The sequence below is a fragment of the Paenibacillus sp. FSL H7-0737 genome (genome assembly GCF_000758545.1).
Lineage (GTDB): Bacteria > Bacillota > Bacilli > Paenibacillales > Paenibacillaceae > Paenibacillus_AQ.
The window spans coordinates 294,403-311,582 of record NZ_CP009279.1; the positions used below are offsets into that span (position 1 = coordinate 294,403).

The 17,180-nt window shown below is 46.4% G+C and carries 16 protein-coding genes; 10 read left to right on the forward strand and 6 right to left on the reverse strand.

Going from position 1 to position 17,180, the window contains the following annotated elements:
* Nucleotides 1-251 precede the first annotated feature (251 nt).
* The gene (locus tag H70737_RS01365) at nt 252-719 is read left to right on the forward strand and encodes an Hsp20/alpha crystallin family protein (protein WP_042184163.1); all 468 of its coding nucleotides are present in this window, start codon (nt 252-254) and stop codon (nt 717-719) included.
* A gap of 175 nt (nt 720-894) precedes the next feature.
* Nucleotides 895-1,905 carry a DnaJ C-terminal domain-containing protein gene (locus tag H70737_RS01370; protein WP_052404113.1) on the forward strand — a complete coding sequence of 337 codons (1,011 nt, stop codon included), beginning with the start codon at nt 895-897 and terminating at the stop codon, nt 1,903-1,905.
* A 98-nt stretch (nt 1,906-2,003) separates the two neighbouring features.
* Here H70737_RS01370 and H70737_RS30930 read toward each other — a convergent pair whose 3' ends face one another.
* Nucleotides 2,004-2,600, reverse strand: coding sequence for a hypothetical protein (locus H70737_RS30930; RefSeq protein ID WP_042184165.1), 597 nt, complete (start codon nt 2,598-2,600; stop codon nt 2,004-2,006).
* A 140-nt stretch (nt 2,601-2,740) separates the two neighbouring features.
* Here H70737_RS30930 and clpB point away from each other — a divergent pair, with 140 nt between their 5' ends.
* Nucleotides 2,741-5,371, forward strand: a complete 2,631-nt coding sequence (gene clpB, locus H70737_RS01380) for an ATP-dependent chaperone ClpB (protein WP_042184167.1) — start codon at nt 2,741-2,743, stop codon at nt 5,369-5,371.
* Between the two features lie 59 nt (nt 5,372-5,430).
* Here clpB and H70737_RS01385 read toward each other — a convergent pair whose 3' ends face one another.
* Nucleotides 5,431-7,071: a glycosyltransferase family 2 protein gene (locus tag H70737_RS01385; protein WP_042184169.1), complete on the reverse strand. Its 1,641-nt coding sequence runs from the start codon at nt 7,069-7,071 to the stop codon at nt 5,431-5,433.
* A gap of 328 nt (nt 7,072-7,399) precedes the next feature.
* Between H70737_RS01385 and H70737_RS01390 the strand changes: the two genes are divergently transcribed.
* The 6 genes from H70737_RS01390 to H70737_RS01415 all read left to right on the forward strand — a co-directional run bounded on the left by H70737_RS01390 (nt 7,400) and on the right by H70737_RS01415 (nt 13,321).
* A complete protein-coding gene (locus H70737_RS01390) occupies nt 7,400-9,016 on the forward strand; it encodes an ABC transporter substrate-binding protein (RefSeq protein WP_042184171.1) in 1,617 nt (538 codons plus the stop codon).
* A gap of 69 nt (nt 9,017-9,085) precedes the next feature.
* On the forward strand, nt 9,086-10,036 hold the full coding sequence (locus H70737_RS01395; RefSeq protein WP_042123467.1) for an ABC transporter permease: 951 nt from the start codon (nt 9,086-9,088) through the stop codon (nt 10,034-10,036).
* Nucleotides 10,037-10,040: 4 nt separating this feature from the next.
* Nucleotides 10,041-10,886 carry an ABC transporter permease gene (locus H70737_RS01400; protein ID WP_042184173.1) on the forward strand — a complete coding sequence of 282 codons (846 nt, stop codon included), beginning with the start codon at nt 10,041-10,043 and terminating at the stop codon, nt 10,884-10,886.
* A gap of 15 nt (nt 10,887-10,901) precedes the next feature.
* Nucleotides 10,902-11,921: an ABC transporter ATP-binding protein gene (locus tag H70737_RS01405; RefSeq protein ID WP_042184174.1), complete on the forward strand. Its 1,020-nt coding sequence runs from the start codon at nt 10,902-10,904 to the stop codon at nt 11,919-11,921.
* Nucleotides 11,911-12,831, forward strand: coding sequence for an ABC transporter ATP-binding protein (locus H70737_RS01410; RefSeq protein WP_143759515.1), 921 nt, complete (start codon nt 11,911-11,913; stop codon nt 12,829-12,831). Before H70737_RS01405 ends, H70737_RS01410 begins: the two co-directional genes overlap by 11 nt.
* A 34-nt stretch (nt 12,832-12,865) precedes the next feature.
* Nucleotides 12,866-13,321, forward strand: coding sequence for a hypothetical protein (locus H70737_RS01415; RefSeq protein ID WP_042184176.1), 456 nt, complete (start codon nt 12,866-12,868; stop codon nt 13,319-13,321).
* Between the two features lie 75 nt (nt 13,322-13,396).
* Here H70737_RS01415 and H70737_RS01420 read toward each other — a convergent pair whose 3' ends face one another.
* Nucleotides 13,397-14,230, reverse strand: a complete 834-nt coding sequence (locus H70737_RS01420) for a hypothetical protein (RefSeq protein ID WP_042184178.1) — start codon at nt 14,228-14,230, stop codon at nt 13,397-13,399.
* 224 nt (nt 14,231-14,454) lie between these two features.
* Between H70737_RS01420 and H70737_RS01425 the strand changes: the two genes are divergently transcribed.
* Nucleotides 14,455-15,051 (forward strand): TetR/AcrR family transcriptional regulator, encoded by a 597-nt coding sequence (locus H70737_RS01425; RefSeq protein WP_042184180.1) that lies wholly within the window; start codon nt 14,455-14,457, stop codon nt 15,049-15,051.
* A gap of 82 nt (nt 15,052-15,133) precedes the next feature.
* Here H70737_RS01425 and H70737_RS01430 read toward each other — a convergent pair whose 3' ends face one another.
* Genes H70737_RS01430 through H70737_RS01440 form a run of 3 tightly spaced genes read right to left on the reverse strand, consistent with a single transcriptional unit; the run spans nt 15,134 to nt 17,179 of the window.
* Entirely contained in the window at nt 15,134-16,000 is an 867-nt protein-coding gene (locus H70737_RS01430; protein ID WP_042184182.1) for a metallophosphoesterase family protein, read from the reverse strand.
* Between the two features lie 52 nt (nt 16,001-16,052).
* Entirely contained in the window at nt 16,053-16,394 is a 342-nt protein-coding gene (locus H70737_RS01435) for a DMT family transporter (RefSeq protein ID WP_442950246.1), read from the reverse strand.
* A complete protein-coding gene (locus tag H70737_RS01440) occupies nt 16,391-17,179 on the reverse strand; it encodes an HAD family hydrolase (protein WP_042184184.1) in 789 nt (262 codons plus the stop codon). The genes H70737_RS01435 and H70737_RS01440 overlap by 4 nt, the downstream gene beginning before the upstream one ends.
* Nucleotide 17,180: the final 1 nt, after the last annotated feature.

A 17,180-nucleotide genomic window follows, 5' to 3' on the forward strand; every position in this document is an offset into this window, starting at 1 on the left:
CGAAATTGCTGGCTTGTATGGAACGTGGGGCCTAAACATATACTAATCGTGCTGAATTTTGAAGTATAGATCAAACAAAGGTCAAAAAAGGTCAAAACATTAAAAATATTAAAATTTGTAGCATTAAATCAGCTGATTTGCCTGAATTTGACCGGAAATTCGCTTAAATCGGTTTTGTTATTCCTCTGATAGGGGACTATAATAAGGTCATAGGTCAAATAAAGTCAAAGTCAATGAGAGGAGAATGGATAATGTTTGATTTGGTTCCTTTTGGTAAACGTAGAGATGATGCTTTTGGTATGCTGGCTAAGTCTTTGAATGATGTTTTAAATGATGATTTTTTTGCACCGATCAAGAGCTCCACGATGTCCTTCAGAACGGATATTCGCGAGAGTGAGCAGGCTTACCTGATTGAAGCTGAACTTCCTGGCTTTAAAAAAGAAGAAATCGACATTGATTATACCAGCCCTTACTTGACGATTAAAGCGGTGCGGAAGGAAGAGAATGCGGAGGAGAACAAGGATCATCAAATTGTACGTAGAGAACGTCGATATGGTGAATATGTTCGCAGATTCTATGTTCAGGATATTGCAGTGGAAGAGATTCGCGCGTCTTTGAAAGACGGATTACTGAAGTTGGAAGTTCCAAAACAGCAAAAACCACAAGGGAAACGCATTGAGATTCAAGACGGAGATTCTAGCGTTTCGCAGTCTGAATAAGCATAATTTAGGCGGTAATAGTTTCCGCTCAGCATCTTAGAGATAGGCAGCGAGCTTTTAATATAGTGTTATGAATAAAAGGCGCATTGTAGTGGAGGATTCCGGCTATGGTGCGTTTTTTCTCGGAATCGTACGATGAGTTGTATTTAATAAAGCGTTGAAAGGAGGAATTAGAGTGGCTAACAAAAGCTATTATGATGCTTTGGGCGTGAGCAAAACAGCAACTAAACAGGAAATTAAAAAGGCTTATCAAAAGCTGGCCAAGAAGTGGCATCCCGATGTGAATAAAGCCTCTGAGGCAGAGGCGAAATTCAAAGAAGCGGCTGAAGCCTATGAAGTGCTGGGCAATGAGGAGAAACGCAAGCTTTACGATGAGGAGCTGCTTTATGGGGCTCAGCGTGGTAGAGCTGGTGGAGGTGCGTCGAGCGGGGCCTCTTCGTGGGATTCAAACTTTGGTGGAAACTGGAACGGTGGGACTTATTCTGCAGGAGGTTCTGGCATTTCGGAGGAAGATTTGTTCGGAATGTTTTTTGGGAATCGGGGATCGGCGGATCGCGCTGGCTTTGATTTCTTTTCTAGTAGTAGTAGTAGTGGGCGTGCGAACGGCAATCCATGGGGTGAGGCGCGCAGTACGACGCAGGCGCAGCTGGATATTACATTGGAGCAGGCCTATAAGGGAGCAACTGTAAGAGTGCAGATCGGTGATAAAACTGTGGACGTTCAAGTTCCGCCGGAATCTAGTGAAGGCACGATTTTAAAAATCGCAGGAACCACTCAGAGTGGCATAGCTCCGGGTGGCGATATACTGCTGGCACTTCATATTCTTCCTCATGATATATACGAGCTTCAAGCTGGCGATTTATACGGTGTAGTTGAAGTTGCTCCATGGCAAGCGGTATTGGGTGGTGAGGTGAAGGTTCCATTACCGGGTGGCGGTGCTGTGAAATTGAAGATTCCTGCAGGAATTCAAAGTGGTAAAACGCTGCGCATCCCAGGCAAAGGTTTGAAGCGTGAGAATGGTGCGAACGGTGATATTTTATTTGGTATTGAGATTGTTGTCCCTGAGCCAACCAGCGAAGCGGAGAAGAATTTGTACCGTAAACTGGCTGAATCCAGCCATTTCGAGGCTAGAGCTAAACGTCAAAGCGCTAGTGCGCAGCGCCCGAAGGCAAAAGTGGGTAATTAAATAGGTAGGTAGAGGTAACTTTGTATGTTCGTGATCGATTTTGGCTGGTGAATATGGTGAATAGAGTGCTAGTAGTAGAAAAGTAACTTAATTAGAAACTAACTATAGAAGAGACCTGTAAGAAGTATCGGGAAAAGGAAGGGTAAAAGTGTTCTAAAGATGCCGAATTCGGCTCGATGAGTGAAAAGAGGGGTGAAAATACCCCAGAATGCGTGGATTTCGGCTCGATGAGCGAAAAGAGGGGTAAAAGTACCCCAGAATGCGCCGGATTGAGCTCGATGAGCGAAATGAGGGGTGAAAATACCCCAGATCGTGCCGAATTTGGCTCGGTGAGCGAAAAGAGGGGTAAAAATACCCCAGACTGCGCCGTATTGGGCTTGATGAGCGAAAAGAGGAGTAAAAATACCCCAGAATGCGCCGGATTGAGCTCGATGAGCGAAATGAGGGGTGAAAATACCCCAGATCGTGCCGAATTTGGCTCTGTGAGCGAAAAGAGGGGTAAAAATACCCCAGAATGCGCCGAATTCGGCTCGATTAGCGAAAAGAGGGGTAAAAATACCCCAGAATGAGTCGAATACGGCCCATCCGTCCAAATGAACGGTATTAATCCCGCAGATAGCGCCAAATGCGGCCCATCCGTCCAAATGTACGGTATTAATCCCGTAGATAGCGCCAAATGCGGCCCATCCGTCCAAATGTGCGGTATTAATCCCGTAGATTACGCCAAATGTGGCCGATCACCCGAAATGAACTGTATTAATCCCGCTAAATTAATCTATCCCGGCCAAAACAGCCGATCCTATATAACATTCCTAAATAGAAAGGTGAGAGAGCTATGGATTTCAATAAACTTACTCAAAAGCTGCAGGAAGCAGTGGCTGCGGCGCAGTCGCTGGCTTCAGAAAGCGGACATCAGGAGATCGATAATCTCCATCTGTTAAAAGCGTTACTCCAGCAGCAAGAAGGCTTGCTGCCAAGATTGCTGCAAAAGATGAACGTCCCCGTAGCTGAGCTGCTGCGCAGCACGGATGAACTGCTTGGGCGCAAGCCGAGCATAAGCGGATCAGGAGCAAGCACAGTACGGCGTTATGCCTCGCAATCGCTGATCCATCTGCTGGAACAGGCGGAGAAAGAAGCGGCGAAGATGCAAGACGAGTTTGTTTCGGTGGAGCATGCCGTGCTGGCCATGGTGTCGGATTCGAGCAGGGATAATCGTGAGCTGCGTGATCTTTTTGTCAGTCGTGGATTAACACGCGAGAAGCTGATGTCTATACTTGCTGAGATTCGTGGGCATCAGCGTGTAACGAGTCGGGAGCCGGAGGCTACTTATGAGGTGCTGGAGAAATACGGACGTGATCTTGTAGCAGAGGTTCGCGCGGGTAAGATCGATCCAGTCATCGGACGTGACGCTGAGATACGTCGTGTGATCCGAATTCTGTCCCGTAAAACGAAGAATAACCCTGTGCTGATCGGTGAGCCAGGTGTAGGTAAAACAGCGATTGTGGAAGGCTTGGCTCACCGGATTGTACGCAAAGACGTACCAGAGGGGCTGAAGGACAAGACGGTTTTCTCGCTGGATATGAGTTCCCTTGTAGCAGGCGCGAAGTTCCGAGGTGAATTCGAGGAACGCTTGCAGGCGGTACTTAGGGAAGTTCGTGAAAGTAACGGCCGTATTATTCTTTTTATTGATGAGCTGCACACGATTGTAGGGGCAGGTAAAACCGAAGGCTCGATGGATGCGGGCAATATGCTGAAGCCGATGCTGGCTCGCGGCGAACTGCACTGTATCGGTGCCACAACGCTCGATGAATATCGCAAGTATATTGAGAAGGACCCTGCGCTGGAGCGCCGTTTCCAACAGGTGCTGGTCAGCGAGCCGGATGTAGAGGATACGATCTCCATTCTACGCGGTCTGAAGGAACGGTTCGAAGTCCATCATGGAGTCAAAATCCATGACAGCGCCCTCGTCGCTGCAGGCGTTCTGTCTAACCGCTACATTACGGATCGTTTCTTGCCGGATAAAGCGATCGACTTAGTGGATGAAGCCTGTGCCATGATCCGTACGGAGATTGATTCCATGCCGGGTGAGATGGATGAAGTGACCCGCCGTCTGATGCAGATGGAGATTGAGGAAGCAGCGCTAAAAAAAGAAACGGATGACGCCAGCAAACGCCGTTTGGAAATCTTACAACGTGAACTCGCCGATCTCAAGGAGAAGCAGCTTGGGATGACCGCACGTTGGGAGAAGGAAAAGTCAGCGATTCAAGGCATCCGCGACCTCAAAAAACGGCTGGAGCAAGCCCGCAAGGATTTGGTCGATGCACAGGAGGAATACGATCTTAATAAATCAGCCGAATTGAGCTACGGCATCATTCCTGATCTGGAGCGGCAATTGAAAGCAGCGGAAGAAGCGGCACAGCAGGATCAGGATACAAGATTATTGCGTGAAGCTGTAACTGAGGAGGAAATCGCAGATATTGTATCGCGCTGGACGGGTGTGCCGGTTAGCCGACTGGTTGAAGGCGAACGGGATAAGCTGCTGCGTCTGGAAGAAACGCTGCATGAACGAGTTGTGGGCCAAGATGAAGCTGTCAGCTTGGTGGCCGATGCCGTGCTTCGGGCAAGAGCCGGGATCAAAGATCCGAATCGGCCGATCGGTTCCTTCCTGTTCCTCGGTCCGACTGGGGTAGGGAAGACGGAGCTGGCTAAATCACTCGCGGTCTCTCTCTTTGATCGCGAAGATGGCATGATCCGTATCGATATGTCGGAGTATATGGAGAAGCACAGTGTTTCTCGCCTAGTCGGTGCACCTCCGGGATACGTTGGATATGAGGAGGGCGGCCAACTTACAGAAGCTGTACGGCGTCAGCCTTACACAGTAGTGCTGCTCGATGAAGTGGAGAAGGCGCATCCCGATGTATTTAATATTCTACTGCAGCTGCTTGATGATGGACGTCTGACCGATTCGCAGGGCCGGATGGTCGACTTCAAGAACACGATCATTATCATGACCTCAAATATCGGTTCACCACATCTGATTCAAGGCACCGATGAGAAGGGTCAGCTTACGGAGGCTGCCAAGGATAGCGTAATGAAGGAACTAACTGGTCATTTCCGACCAGAGTTCCTGAACCGGGTTGACGATATTGTGATGTTCAAGCCGTTGACCCTGGGCGAGATTGAGAAAATCGTGGACAAACTGGTGGACGGATTACGTTTACGTCTTGCTGACCGGGAGATTGGTCTTGAGTTAACTGAGCCCGCGGTACGTTTTATCGCTAAGGAAGGTTTTGATCCAGTGTATGGGGCGAGACCGCTGAAACGCTTCATCCAGCGAAGTCTGGAGACCCGTGTGGCACGTGCGATCATTGCTGGAGAAGCCGCAGAAGGTACGGTGATTCAAGTAGACGAATCCGGCGGCGGCCTGACGGTGAGCATTATAAAGCCAGATGTTGATACTATGTAAAAATAAAAGGCGTCCACAAAGCCACTAAGGTTTTGTGGACGTCCTTTTTATGATTACCCTCATTCCACCCAAGGTATTAAATGAGGGTGTTCATCCAGAATGGACAGGTATTGCTCCTTCCAGCCGTATTGGCCATCGGGATCAAGGAGCATGTAACGCAGATATTTTTCTAAGCGGAATTCTGCCTTCGACCAGCCTAGATGCTTGAGTCGCAAGTTGCTTAGCTGGTGGGGAAGCTCGAAGACATTCTCCGGGAATCGCCCACAATGCTGTGGAGATTCATTCCATACATAGTTGAAGTCTTCTTTATAACGAAGCAAAAAAGGACGGTAATTCAAATGAGAGCGCCAGTAAATATCTTCTCTGTAATGGGTGGCGTTCCATAAATCATAGAGACGGAAACAGAATAAATCGACCTCGTCAGCGTACAGCAGGGGTTCGATATTTACCGCGAAGCTCGCTTCAAAGATTTCGTCTGCGTCCAGACTTAGAATCCACTCGGGCTTCGTCTTCAGAACCTCTTCCCATTGCTGCTTTCGCAGCTCGATTTCATTGCTGAATTTGGATATGGTATTGTGCACGAGATGAACGGGAATGCCTTCAAGCACCTCCAGGCAGATAGCTGCTGAATTATCGGTGCTGCCATCATCGATAATGACGGCCTCGTCGATGTATTTGCGATGCTCTTCCAGAACCTGCCGCAGAAAGCGTCCACTTTCATTTTTCACAACCATGGTGAGGGTTAGCTTGGGCCGCTTTCTGGCTGGGGGGACTGTCTCCTTGGAGCTTTCGTTGTCTGGGTTGTCTGTGGTGGGTGTCGGCATTACTGATGCAGGTAATTCGTCCGTAGATGAACTGTTCTCAGTATCAGTGGCTTCAGCTTTGGTCTCCGTAGTTTCTTTGATAAAATCCTCTACTTTACTCAAATCACTGTCTCTATACAAGTGTAGCGCCGGATAATGGGTATCGACGAACAAGGGGATGCCAAGGGCAGCGGCACGAATGCAGAAATGACGGTCTTCTCCCCAGTATGAAATGTTGCGAATTTGATTATAGCTGACTCCAGCTTTTATCGCATGCTGACTAATCAATGTACAAGCCCCGAGTCCGCCTACCTCATAGATTCCGGGAATCCGCATCTTTGCTATGAATTCATGAAATCTGCGATTAATCTCCTCTGGTTGCAGTTTTTCACCGGGCAGTAGCTCCCACTGATTGTATTCGTCGTGCATCCATACCTGCGGCTGAAACATAGTCTCTGGCTGCCACTGTGTCCAGAACACCTCTGAAATAATATCCTTGTTCGTACCTATTAGATGTCTGAGGGTATCAGGATGGAGGATGAGATCAGAGTCTATAAGGAATAAATAATCATAGTTCAAGGTTTGGGCGCGGTTGATCATGAGATTTTTAAAATTGGCTACTTTCCAGACTAAGTTGGTATTCCAAAAGTGGGTAGTATCATTGCGAATATACGCATCGTGAAAGCCGGAGCTCTGAAGATAAATATGATCACCCATGCTTTGGAATTCCTGGAGCAGCCGACTTGACTCCTCATCATCATTATCATCAACTAGATGGAAATCCAGCTCAATATCGGCAATATTCAGACGAAGCAGGGAATTCAGAAATTCTTTTAAAACCATAGGCTTCTGGTGGATTGGACTGCCAATCAATACGCGAACCTTGTTTTCCGTCATTGCCGCCTCCTTGGGGAACGCCCCTCTTTCCTTGGATGATCCTTATGTTCTCAATATATTTACAGGAGAGCGGCAATAATCCTTATTTTTCAAAGTTCTGTAAAGTAAATGAGTATTAGATGTATTAATTCGTAACGATCTGCTGTACAATAACCGAATAATTAGATGACAATATGAACAGCAAAGGATGAGCGCTATGGATAAACCATCAATCGATTCCCTCAATATTACATTAATGTGAAATGCTATCCATTGTAATTCCTAGTATTCCGATATACAATATAAAAAACACAAGCAACGCAGAACATAGAATACGGGGGAGAAACTTATGCGTAAAGGATTATCTGGAGTTATTACTTTGATTTTGTTAACATTTTTGATTAGTGCGTGCTCCGGAGGGAACACCGCCACTTCTACAAATAAAAATCAGACACCTGCTACTAATGATGGAACGACAGCAAGCACTGAGATAAAAGATGGAGGCAACTTGATTATTGGAGTCGCTGCTGATCCTGTTATTCTAAATCCGAACTACGCGGGTGACCGTGTCAGTCTTACGATTGACCAAGCGCTCTATGCTCCACTGTTCCAAGTAAATGATGGTAAGAAGACCTTCTACTTGGCAGACAGCCTGACCCTTTCAGAAGATAACCTGACTTATACGTTGAAGCTGAAAAGCGGACTGACATGGCATGACGGAGAAAAGCTTACTGCTGACGATGTCGTGTTCACGATTGATAGCATCCTCGATGAGAAGCAAAACAGCATGTTGAGAGCGAACTTATTCATCGGTGATAAACCCGTTAAGGCCGTTAAGGTGGATGATCTGACCGTAGAGTTCAAGCTTCCGCAGGTCAGCCCAGCTTTTGAAGCTACACTAGTGCAAGTATTTCCGATTCCAAAGCATATTTTTGAAAATGAGACGGATCTAGAGAAAAGCACCAAGAATGCTAATCCTGTTGGATCTGGACCATTTAAATTTAAAGAATATAAAGCGGGCGAATATGTTACATTAGAAAGATTTGATAACTACTTTGGTGGCAAACCACATCTTGATTCTGTTACGTACCGGATTGCTAAAGATACGAATGCTGCGAATCTCGCACTTCAGAGTGGTGAGATCAACATTAAATATCTAGATCCACAGGATGTTGGAACGATTGAAGCTTCGAACAATTTCGAAATTCTTCCTTATAGTGAAGGCCGATTGTCGTACCTGTTGTTCAACGCGAACAGCGATAGAGGTGCTCTTGCTAAAAAAGAAGTTCGTCAAGCCTTGTCTCTAGCACTAAGCCGTGATGAAATCATTCAGGCTGCTTATTCCTCTAGCGAGTATGCTGACCCGGCGAAGTCATTCTTGACTCCGGATGCATTGTTCTATACTAATGACGTACCTTCTTTCGATAATGATGTGGAAAAAGCGAAAGAGCTTCTGCAATCGGCAGGGGTTAGCGATCTGAAATTGAGATTGATTGTATCGAGCGGTAATAAAGCTCAGGAAGCCATTTCACTATACGTGCAGCAAAAGCTAAAGGCCATTGGCGCTGAAGTTGAACTGCAAAATATGGATGCCTCGGCATATGGTCAGAAGTTCAGTGATATGAATTCAACAGATTTTGAACTTGCGATTGCAGGTTATATTATGGGTTACGATCCTGATGCTTACAGAATTTTGTATACTTCTACTGCTGACTCTAACTACTCGCATTATAATAATGCTGAAGTCGATAAGTTGTTCAATGAAGGTGCAGGAGAAGCAGATGTGACTAAACGTGGTGAGATCTATAAGAAGATCCAAGAGATCATTGCTGACGATGCACCGATTTATCCAATTGCTAATACTAAGACTATTGTAGCTGTCTCCAAGAACTACGGCGGTCTGGAAGAAGCAGTCTTGAAGCCTGTCGTTATTTTTGAAGATTTATCGAAAATCTACCTTAAATAAAAACGGGAAAAAGTAAGCTGGGTTATCCAGCTTACTTTTTTACCGATACAGAACTGGGAGAATAAACGTATGAGACAACTTATCGTCCGAAGATTACTGCAAACCCTGCCGATGTTGTTTTTTGTTTCGGTTGTGTGCTTTGCGATGATTAAGCTGGCTCCGGGGGATCCGGTATTATCCTTCGTTACGCCGAATATGCACGCAGATGATATTGAGCGCATCCGGCATAACCTTGGGCTGGATAAGCCAGCCTACATTCAATATTTAATCTGGATTAAAGAAATATTGCAGGGGAATTTCGGTTATTCCCTAGTGAATCATCAGCCAGTATTGGATCAAATTCTAGAACGCCTGCCTGCAACGGCAGGTTTGATGGGTTCTGCGATCGGTCTCGCTGTTTTGCTGGCGATTCCACTCGGTCTTATTGCTGGAGCAAACCGGAACCGCTGGGTAGATAAGCTGATTAATTTCTTATCCTATGTCGGAATATCCGTGCCTTTGTTTTGGCTTGCCATCTTACTAATGTACTTATTCGCGATTAAGCTGCATCTGCTTCCTATTATGGGGATGCGAACGATTGGTGTGGAATCGGCGTTTGATGTATTCAAGCATGGTATCCTGCCTTGCACCGTGCTTGCTTTTGGATTCTTGGCTGGTTATGTGCGATACATTCGCTCTAGTACCATTGGACAGCTAAAAGAAGAGTACGTGCAGATTCAATATGCTTTTGGATCTAACAAGACAACGATTCTGTTTCGTCATGTAATGAAGCATGTGTTGCTTCCTGTAATTACATTGCTCGGGATGTCTATGGGTGATCTGGTGGCAGGTGCAATTGTTACAGAAACAGTATTTTCATGGCCAGGTATTGGCTCTTTGGGGATGACTGCAGTTAAAGGGATGGATTACCCCGTGATTATGGGAATTACTCTATTCTCCTCTTTAATGCTGATCATCGGTAATCTGGTCGCGGATATTCTATATAGCTTCGTGGACCCACGAATTAAATTAACGAGGTGACCTCATGAATCGCAGTAAATGGAAAAGTGTTGGAGATGAGCTATTTACGAATAAATTGGGCGTCGCAGCCCTCATTACTTTAATCATCTTCTCACTGGGCTCTATATTTGCTTTTTTATCTGGACATGATCCGAATGCGATGGATGTTCTGGCACGTCTGAAATCGCCGGGAGCCGATCACTGGTTCGGGACGGATGACTATGGCCGGGATTATTTTGCCCGCGCATTATATGGTGGCCGGGTATCACTGCTAGTTGGCTTTGCTTCAATGATCATTGCTACAGGCATAGGTGTGACGGTGGGCGTAATCAGTGGATTCTTTGGCGGATGGGTTGATAATCTTCTCATGCGGATGCTTGATGTAGTGCTGTCCATTCCTTCTTTCTTAGTTCTGCTGCTGCTTAGCGTATTTCTGAAGCCGAGTGTTGGGAATATCATCATTATTATTGCTCTATTAATGTGGATGAATATCGCCCGTGTCATTCGGGCAGAGACGATGACGATTAAGGAACGCGAATATGTACTCTATGCAAAAGCCTCCGGACAGAGCAATTTCGGAATTATTTGGCGTCATATTCTTCCGGGGCTAGTGCCTGTTGTCATTGTAGGTGCGACGAATAATATCGCTTCGGCGATAATGATGGAGTCGTCCCTAAGTTTCCTCGGGTTCGGGGTACAGCCTCCGAATGCGACTTGGGGCAGTATGCTTAACAATGCGCAGGGATATATCGCTCAAGCGCCATATCTGGCTTTATTCCCTGGATTATTGATACTATTAACGGTACTGAGCTTTAATGTTTTGGGTGATATTTTGCGGGTAGGCTTTGAACCGAAGCTGATCCGAAGATAGGAGTGTGAAGACATCATGACGGAACGGCTATTGTCTGTCGAGGATTTGAAGGTTTCGTTCCATACAAGGGACGGAGAGAATCAAGCAGTTCGCGGCGTTAGCTTTCATATAGATGCTGGTGAGACGGTAGGAATCGTCGGAGAATCTGGTAGTGGGAAGAGTGTAACTGCCAAGGCGATTATGTCGTTAATTACACCTCCGGGTAAAATTATCGGTGGAAATATTAATTTTCGGGGTGAGAATTTATCGAACCTTTCGGAAAAAGAGTGGAGAAAGCTACGCGGCAATCGTATAGCAATGGTGTTTCAGGACCCCATGACCTCTCTTAATCCTGTAAAAAAAATCGGCCAGCAGCTTACGGAAGTCATCCGTCGGCATCGGGGTTTAAATAAACAAGAAGCGCTTAAAGAGGCAGCAAGCATCTTGCGTCAGGTAGGAATTAATAATCCTGAACAGCGGCTGCAGCAATATCCGCATGAATTCAGCGGCGGGATGCGCCAGCGGGTCATGATCGCCATGGCTCTTTCCTGTAAGCCAGAGCTATTGATTGCGGATGAGCCGACAACTGCGCTCGATGTAACAATACAGGCGCAAATTCTCGATCTTTTTAAAGAGTTGAAAAATAATACCAGTACAGCTGTAGCGCTCATTACCCATGACTTGGGTGTGGTAGCACAGGTATGTACACGGGTTATCGTAATGTATGGTGGACTTGTGATGGAGGAGGGCACGGTAGAGGATATCTTTTATCGCCCACAGCATCCTTACACGAAAGGTCTGCTTCGCTCGATTCCAAAACGTGACGGCAAGTCGCGGGAACGCCTTGTCCCTATCGAAGGCACACCTCCGGATTTGCTGGATCCCCCTTCGGGCTGTCCATTTATGGAACGTTGCCCTAATGCTTTTGCTCGTTGCAGCGAACGTCCTCCGGTCATCGAATTATCGCCTGGCCATCGTTCGATGTGCTGGCTGGCAGACGGTGTGCAGGAGACTCCAGCCGTAGCTGGTGTTGAAGGGAGCGGTTCTGTTGAGTGATAATAAGATTCTAGTGGACGTAAATAATCTGAAGAAACATTTCTCCAAAGGCAAGGATATATGGGGACGTAACACATCAGTGCTTAAGGCGGTAGATGGCGTAAGCTTTCAGATTCGTCAGGGGGAGACCTTTGGACTGGTCGGAGAGTCGGGGAGCGGCAAGTCCACGGTTGGACGCTGCTTGCTGCGATTGTATGACTATACAGATGGTGAAGTGTCTTTTGACGGGCAGCCGCTGAGCAAGCTTGGAGAGAAGCAGCTTAAGCCTTTTCGCAGACGGATTCAATCGATCTTTCAAGATCCATATTCCTCGTTGAATCCAAGCCTGAATGTACTTGATCTGATCAGTGAGCCTATGAAAATCCACGGGATCCACGAAGGCGACGAGCGTATAGAGGCTGTTGCGGCACTGCTGGATAAGGTGGGTTTAAAAAGAGAGCATCTTTATCGCTTTCCTCATGAATTCAGTGGCGGGCAACGCCAACGGATTTCGATCGCTCGGGCATTATCTGTGAAACCTGAATTCGTAGTGTGCGATGAACCAATCTCAGCGCTGGATGTATCTGTTCAGGCTCAGGTAGTGAATATGCTGGAGGATTTGCAGTCGGAATTTGGGTTGACCTACCTCTTTGTTGCGCACGATCTGTCGATGGTACGGCATATTTCGGACCGGATTGGCGTGATGTATGGCGGTCGTCTCGTAGAAGTAGCCGAAAGTGACGAACTATACGAGAACCCTATTCATCCTTATACGAAGGCGCTGCTATCTTCGATTTTGGAGACGGACCCTAAGCGGGCTAATCAGAGAATTATTTTAGATGGATATTCGGCAGAGTACGGCAGGGCTGAGACCTCTACATTGCAGGAAGTTAGTCCGGGTCATTATGTTGCTTATGATTTCACGGAATAAGTAGAATCTATATACAGGTATGGGGGGAATCAGGATGTCAGACAGTTTGAACCGGGTAAAGTTATCCCAGTGGGATGCTTTACTGGTAGAATCACTTCGCGCTTTGGGCTGGTCCAATGAGGATATTCTTCGTAAAGTGGCGGAGGGCGATTTGCCCGTTGACGAGAGTGAATACGAATTTGATTATAAGCAGTTGACCACTTTACAAGCGGAGCAGCCAGAATTGTTCGAGCAAGCGGTGAAGACAGGCTATCAGATCAAGTACAACACGATTCGTGGCATTCGTAGCTGGATATGGGTTGTTCTTGGTAAAGAGGCAGAGTTGGAGCTTGAAGAGGGTAAAGAAGCCATAGAAATAGTATTGACGACAGCCGAGAAGAACCGGCTGGAATCTGTGCTGTCATTCGGCTGGCAGATTCACGGTGGAGCCGGCGTGGAAGACGGTGCCAGCGCTAACGCAAGCTACCGGATCGAGCCGATTCAACGATAGCCTCTCCGAGCAGAGAAGAAATAAAGAAAGAACGCCCTTACCTTTTCCTCATGGAAAGGATAAGGGCGTTCTTGGTTAGTTCACTTCAATCCGGCCACGCCGGAAGCTGATTTCTGCTTTGCCGGTGTGCAGCTGCCACATATGCCAGAATACAAACGGAACAATCATAATAAAGTTGATGATTCCCCAATAGTTCATGACGTCTGCATTGTACCACGATGAAGCATCCATTAGTGTCGGGAACAGGCTAACGAAGCATGCACGTAGAAGTAGATGTGCCGCTAATGTATAGACCCGCGCAATGATGTAGAGTTCTGGGCGGCGTTTGATGATGGGATAGAGCTCGGCTGCGAGAAGAATGCATAGCGAGCTTGCAAAGAACTTCGGACTCTCGGCATAGACGAAGGCTGCATTCCAAGTTGTATAGAGGAAGTTCCAGCCGATTGTCGTATATGCAATGAGATCGCCGTGTGATTCTGTAGAAATTTTCCAATATTTTGGCGCAAAAGGGATGGTTATACATAATAGGAGGCCGGTAAGCGCATTGAACGTATTCCCCATCGTAAAGTCTTTAATGGTCGCTTCCATGATATTAAGGAATAGAACGCCATATACGAACCACAATACCCAATCCTTCTGTAACCCATTCCAGAACGGTCCTTTTCGTTTCTCGTAGTTAGCAATACGAATGAATCCAACAAATATCGTAGGAAGAATTACACTTAAAATCTTTGCCCACCGAAACCAGCCTTCTACACCGCCCATAAGCCATAAGGGAAAGGTTAGTAAAGAAGCAATCCAGAACCAGTGGGCAAACTTATAATGCTTGCGCATGATACTGACAACAATAAGAAGCAGAACTATGTAGCCGATCATACTAACGCCGTACTGCCATGCAGGAATATCCATGATAAACCTCCTTTTTTGTGAAAGCGTAATCAATTTGTGCCGATACTGAGCTTCAACCCTACAAAGCTTGGTTAATTCATAAACATAACAACTGTTCGGTTTTATTGTATTAGGAATTAATTGGTTCTGTCTGTGCTAATTAACACACAAAAAACAAAGTAGATTCAGTACTCTTTTCATATAAAAATAATTCGCAACAAGCGATTTAGTTGGGCGGGGAGTTTATGTCTGAGGATAAAAAATTACATATTATTGAGGCGACGAATCGTGTTATCTATCGAATGGGTATTGCGGGTACGACTATGCGGAGAATTGCCGATGAAGCCGGGCTTAGCACGGGGGCGTTGTATCATCATTACAATAGTAAAGAAGAGATTCTTTATGATGCGATGGATCGCAGTCTATCCGTATCTACGAGAATTGCCGAGGAGGTACAGCAAGGGAAGTATAGCCGCGGGGAAGTTATTGAGCAAATCAGCGAGAATGTGAAAGATCGTTTTAACAAAATAGATGACAATCGAATGCAGTTCTATCTTGCCCAGGAAGCGATACTCGGGAACGAGGAAATCTCCAATCAATTGAAAGTTAAGTATAAGAAATGGATTGGTCATACCGAGGAGCTGTTACAACGATTGTACGAAAAACAACCCGGGAAATACAATAAAGCCATTGCCTCATTGCTGATTGGAGCTATTGACGGGATCGTTATGCAGACGCTGCTGGGTGTGGCGAATACGGATGATATTGAAGATATTTCCGAGGTATACCACAAGCTTCTTGTAGAAGGCATTCCGAAGCTGTTAGCAGCATGGGATGAATAACGCAGAGCGTGGCGGTACGGCTAATCCTTCTGCGTGTAATTCACAGAATGAAACTCCCCGCAGCTTGCTGCGGGGAGTTTCATTATACGTTTACTGCTGTATAAGCAACCTCATATTGTGCAGCTTCAATCCAGGTTCCTGTCTTAAAGTCTCTGCCCCGGACAAGCACTTTATCTCTATATACTTCCACATAGAAGCCTTGGCTGCCTGTCTTATGCTTATCTTCGTTTGTCCAAAGGTAGGCGACAGAAGCAGCATTAAACATCGTTGCCATCTCTCCATGGCCAGGGTGCATAGTGTTGTCTACCTCTAGCTCCCAATGGGTGTGACCAGTGAATAACAAGGTCTGGGGGTGTCTCGAAAGAATCTCTTTTAATTCCTTATCTTGAGTGACACCATACCAATCTTGTGATTCTAACGATCCAGCTACTGTATCTTTAAGCGGTTGATGCAGGAAAAGAAAGATAGGCTGATCCGGTGAAGCTTGCTCCCCAAGCTTATGCTCCAGCCAATCAAGCTGCTTAGAGGAAAGATGACAGAATTTAGGCAATCCTTTTTCTGTACCTAGAAAAATAAAATGATAGCCATTAATCCAGTGATCATGATAGGGTCCAGACATTCCAGTCTGTGACGTATACATCCCTAAGCGAGACTTCCAAATCCCGAGGCCTACATCATGATTACCTAAAGTGAAAGTAATGTCGGGCAAGTCAGCCTTATGTTGATTAATGATACGAAGCATTTCTTTATATTCAGCAGAAAAACCATGGTTTGTGACATCACCGATATGCATAATCCCACTGCTGCCTTTTCCATGTGCGGCTATATCACGGAGCGCCAGCTCAAAGTTAAGATTGTACTCATGATTTCGGTCAGCGGTGACATGCGTATCCGTGATGATCTGAAAGGTAATAACAGGCTTCTCTTCAGGTAATGTGTTCGCACTCATGTTTAGGCATCCCCCTTCATCGTATGAATCTATGAAACACTCTTGCTGTTCACTAGTGCGTCTTCCCGCTAATGTTCAGTCCTATGATCCCGGTTATGATAACGGCTATCCATAGTAGGGAGGACAGGGTTAGCTTTTCTTCGAAAAATAGGGCTCCTATGAAAGAAATGAGGATGATTCCCGCCCCTGACCATATCGCATAAGCAACGCCTACCTTAATAGAGGTGAGGGCATAATTCAGGGAGGTGAAGCTGGCTCCATAGAACAGGAACATGAGCACGGAAGGCCAGAGCTGAGTGAACCCCTGAGATATTTTCATTGAGATGGTCCCTGAGAGTTCGAACACAATCGCTAGCATCAGAAACATCCATGTCCAAATTCCTTCTATTTTCACAGGGAAGTAACCTCGATGCTGAGTTCAGCGTAAGATCGCACAATGAGATCTGCATCCGGGAGAATATGCGATGAAGCACTAATGTCTTCATTTTCAGTGATACCTATAGCTATCTGCACACCCGCTGCTTTAGCCATTCGCATATCCCCATTAGTATCACCGATAACTGCTGTGTGCGCGGGTTCAACGGCCAACCTTTCGCAGGCAAGCTGCACCATGTCGGGGAAAGGTTTACCCTGATCCACAAGGTCTGTTCCAATTACCTCGGAGAAATAGTGCCGTATGCCGAGCCATTGGAGATGTTTCTCTGCAGCATCTGTTTCATCTGCGGTCACCACGGCGAGAGGGATACCAGCACTCGCACACTCATCGAGAAAACGATGAATACCCGGCAACGAGTGAACGGGGCGTTTCTTTTCCAACATAACATCCGCTTCCAGACGGCACTGATGAACAAGCTCCATGGACTCCGCCCACGATAAACCTTGCAAATAACCCTGCCATGACAGGATGGCATAGAGATCACTCATAGTCCCCATAGCCAGGGGTCCGTTCCGATCATAATCGGTAATGCTTCCTTGGGAATTGTGTATAGTTCCCATTAATGCAGGGAGCTGTTCTTCTGGAATCTGTAGTCCTCTTTGCTTCATATCCTTCGTGAATCGCTCTAAAAAACACTCGCCCCAGCTGCCCCAGAGGGATACGAACTGGAGCAGCGTACCATCCTTGTCGAATAGAATAGCTGCTACAGCGTATCTGCCTTGTGGCGTGATGAGCTCAGACATG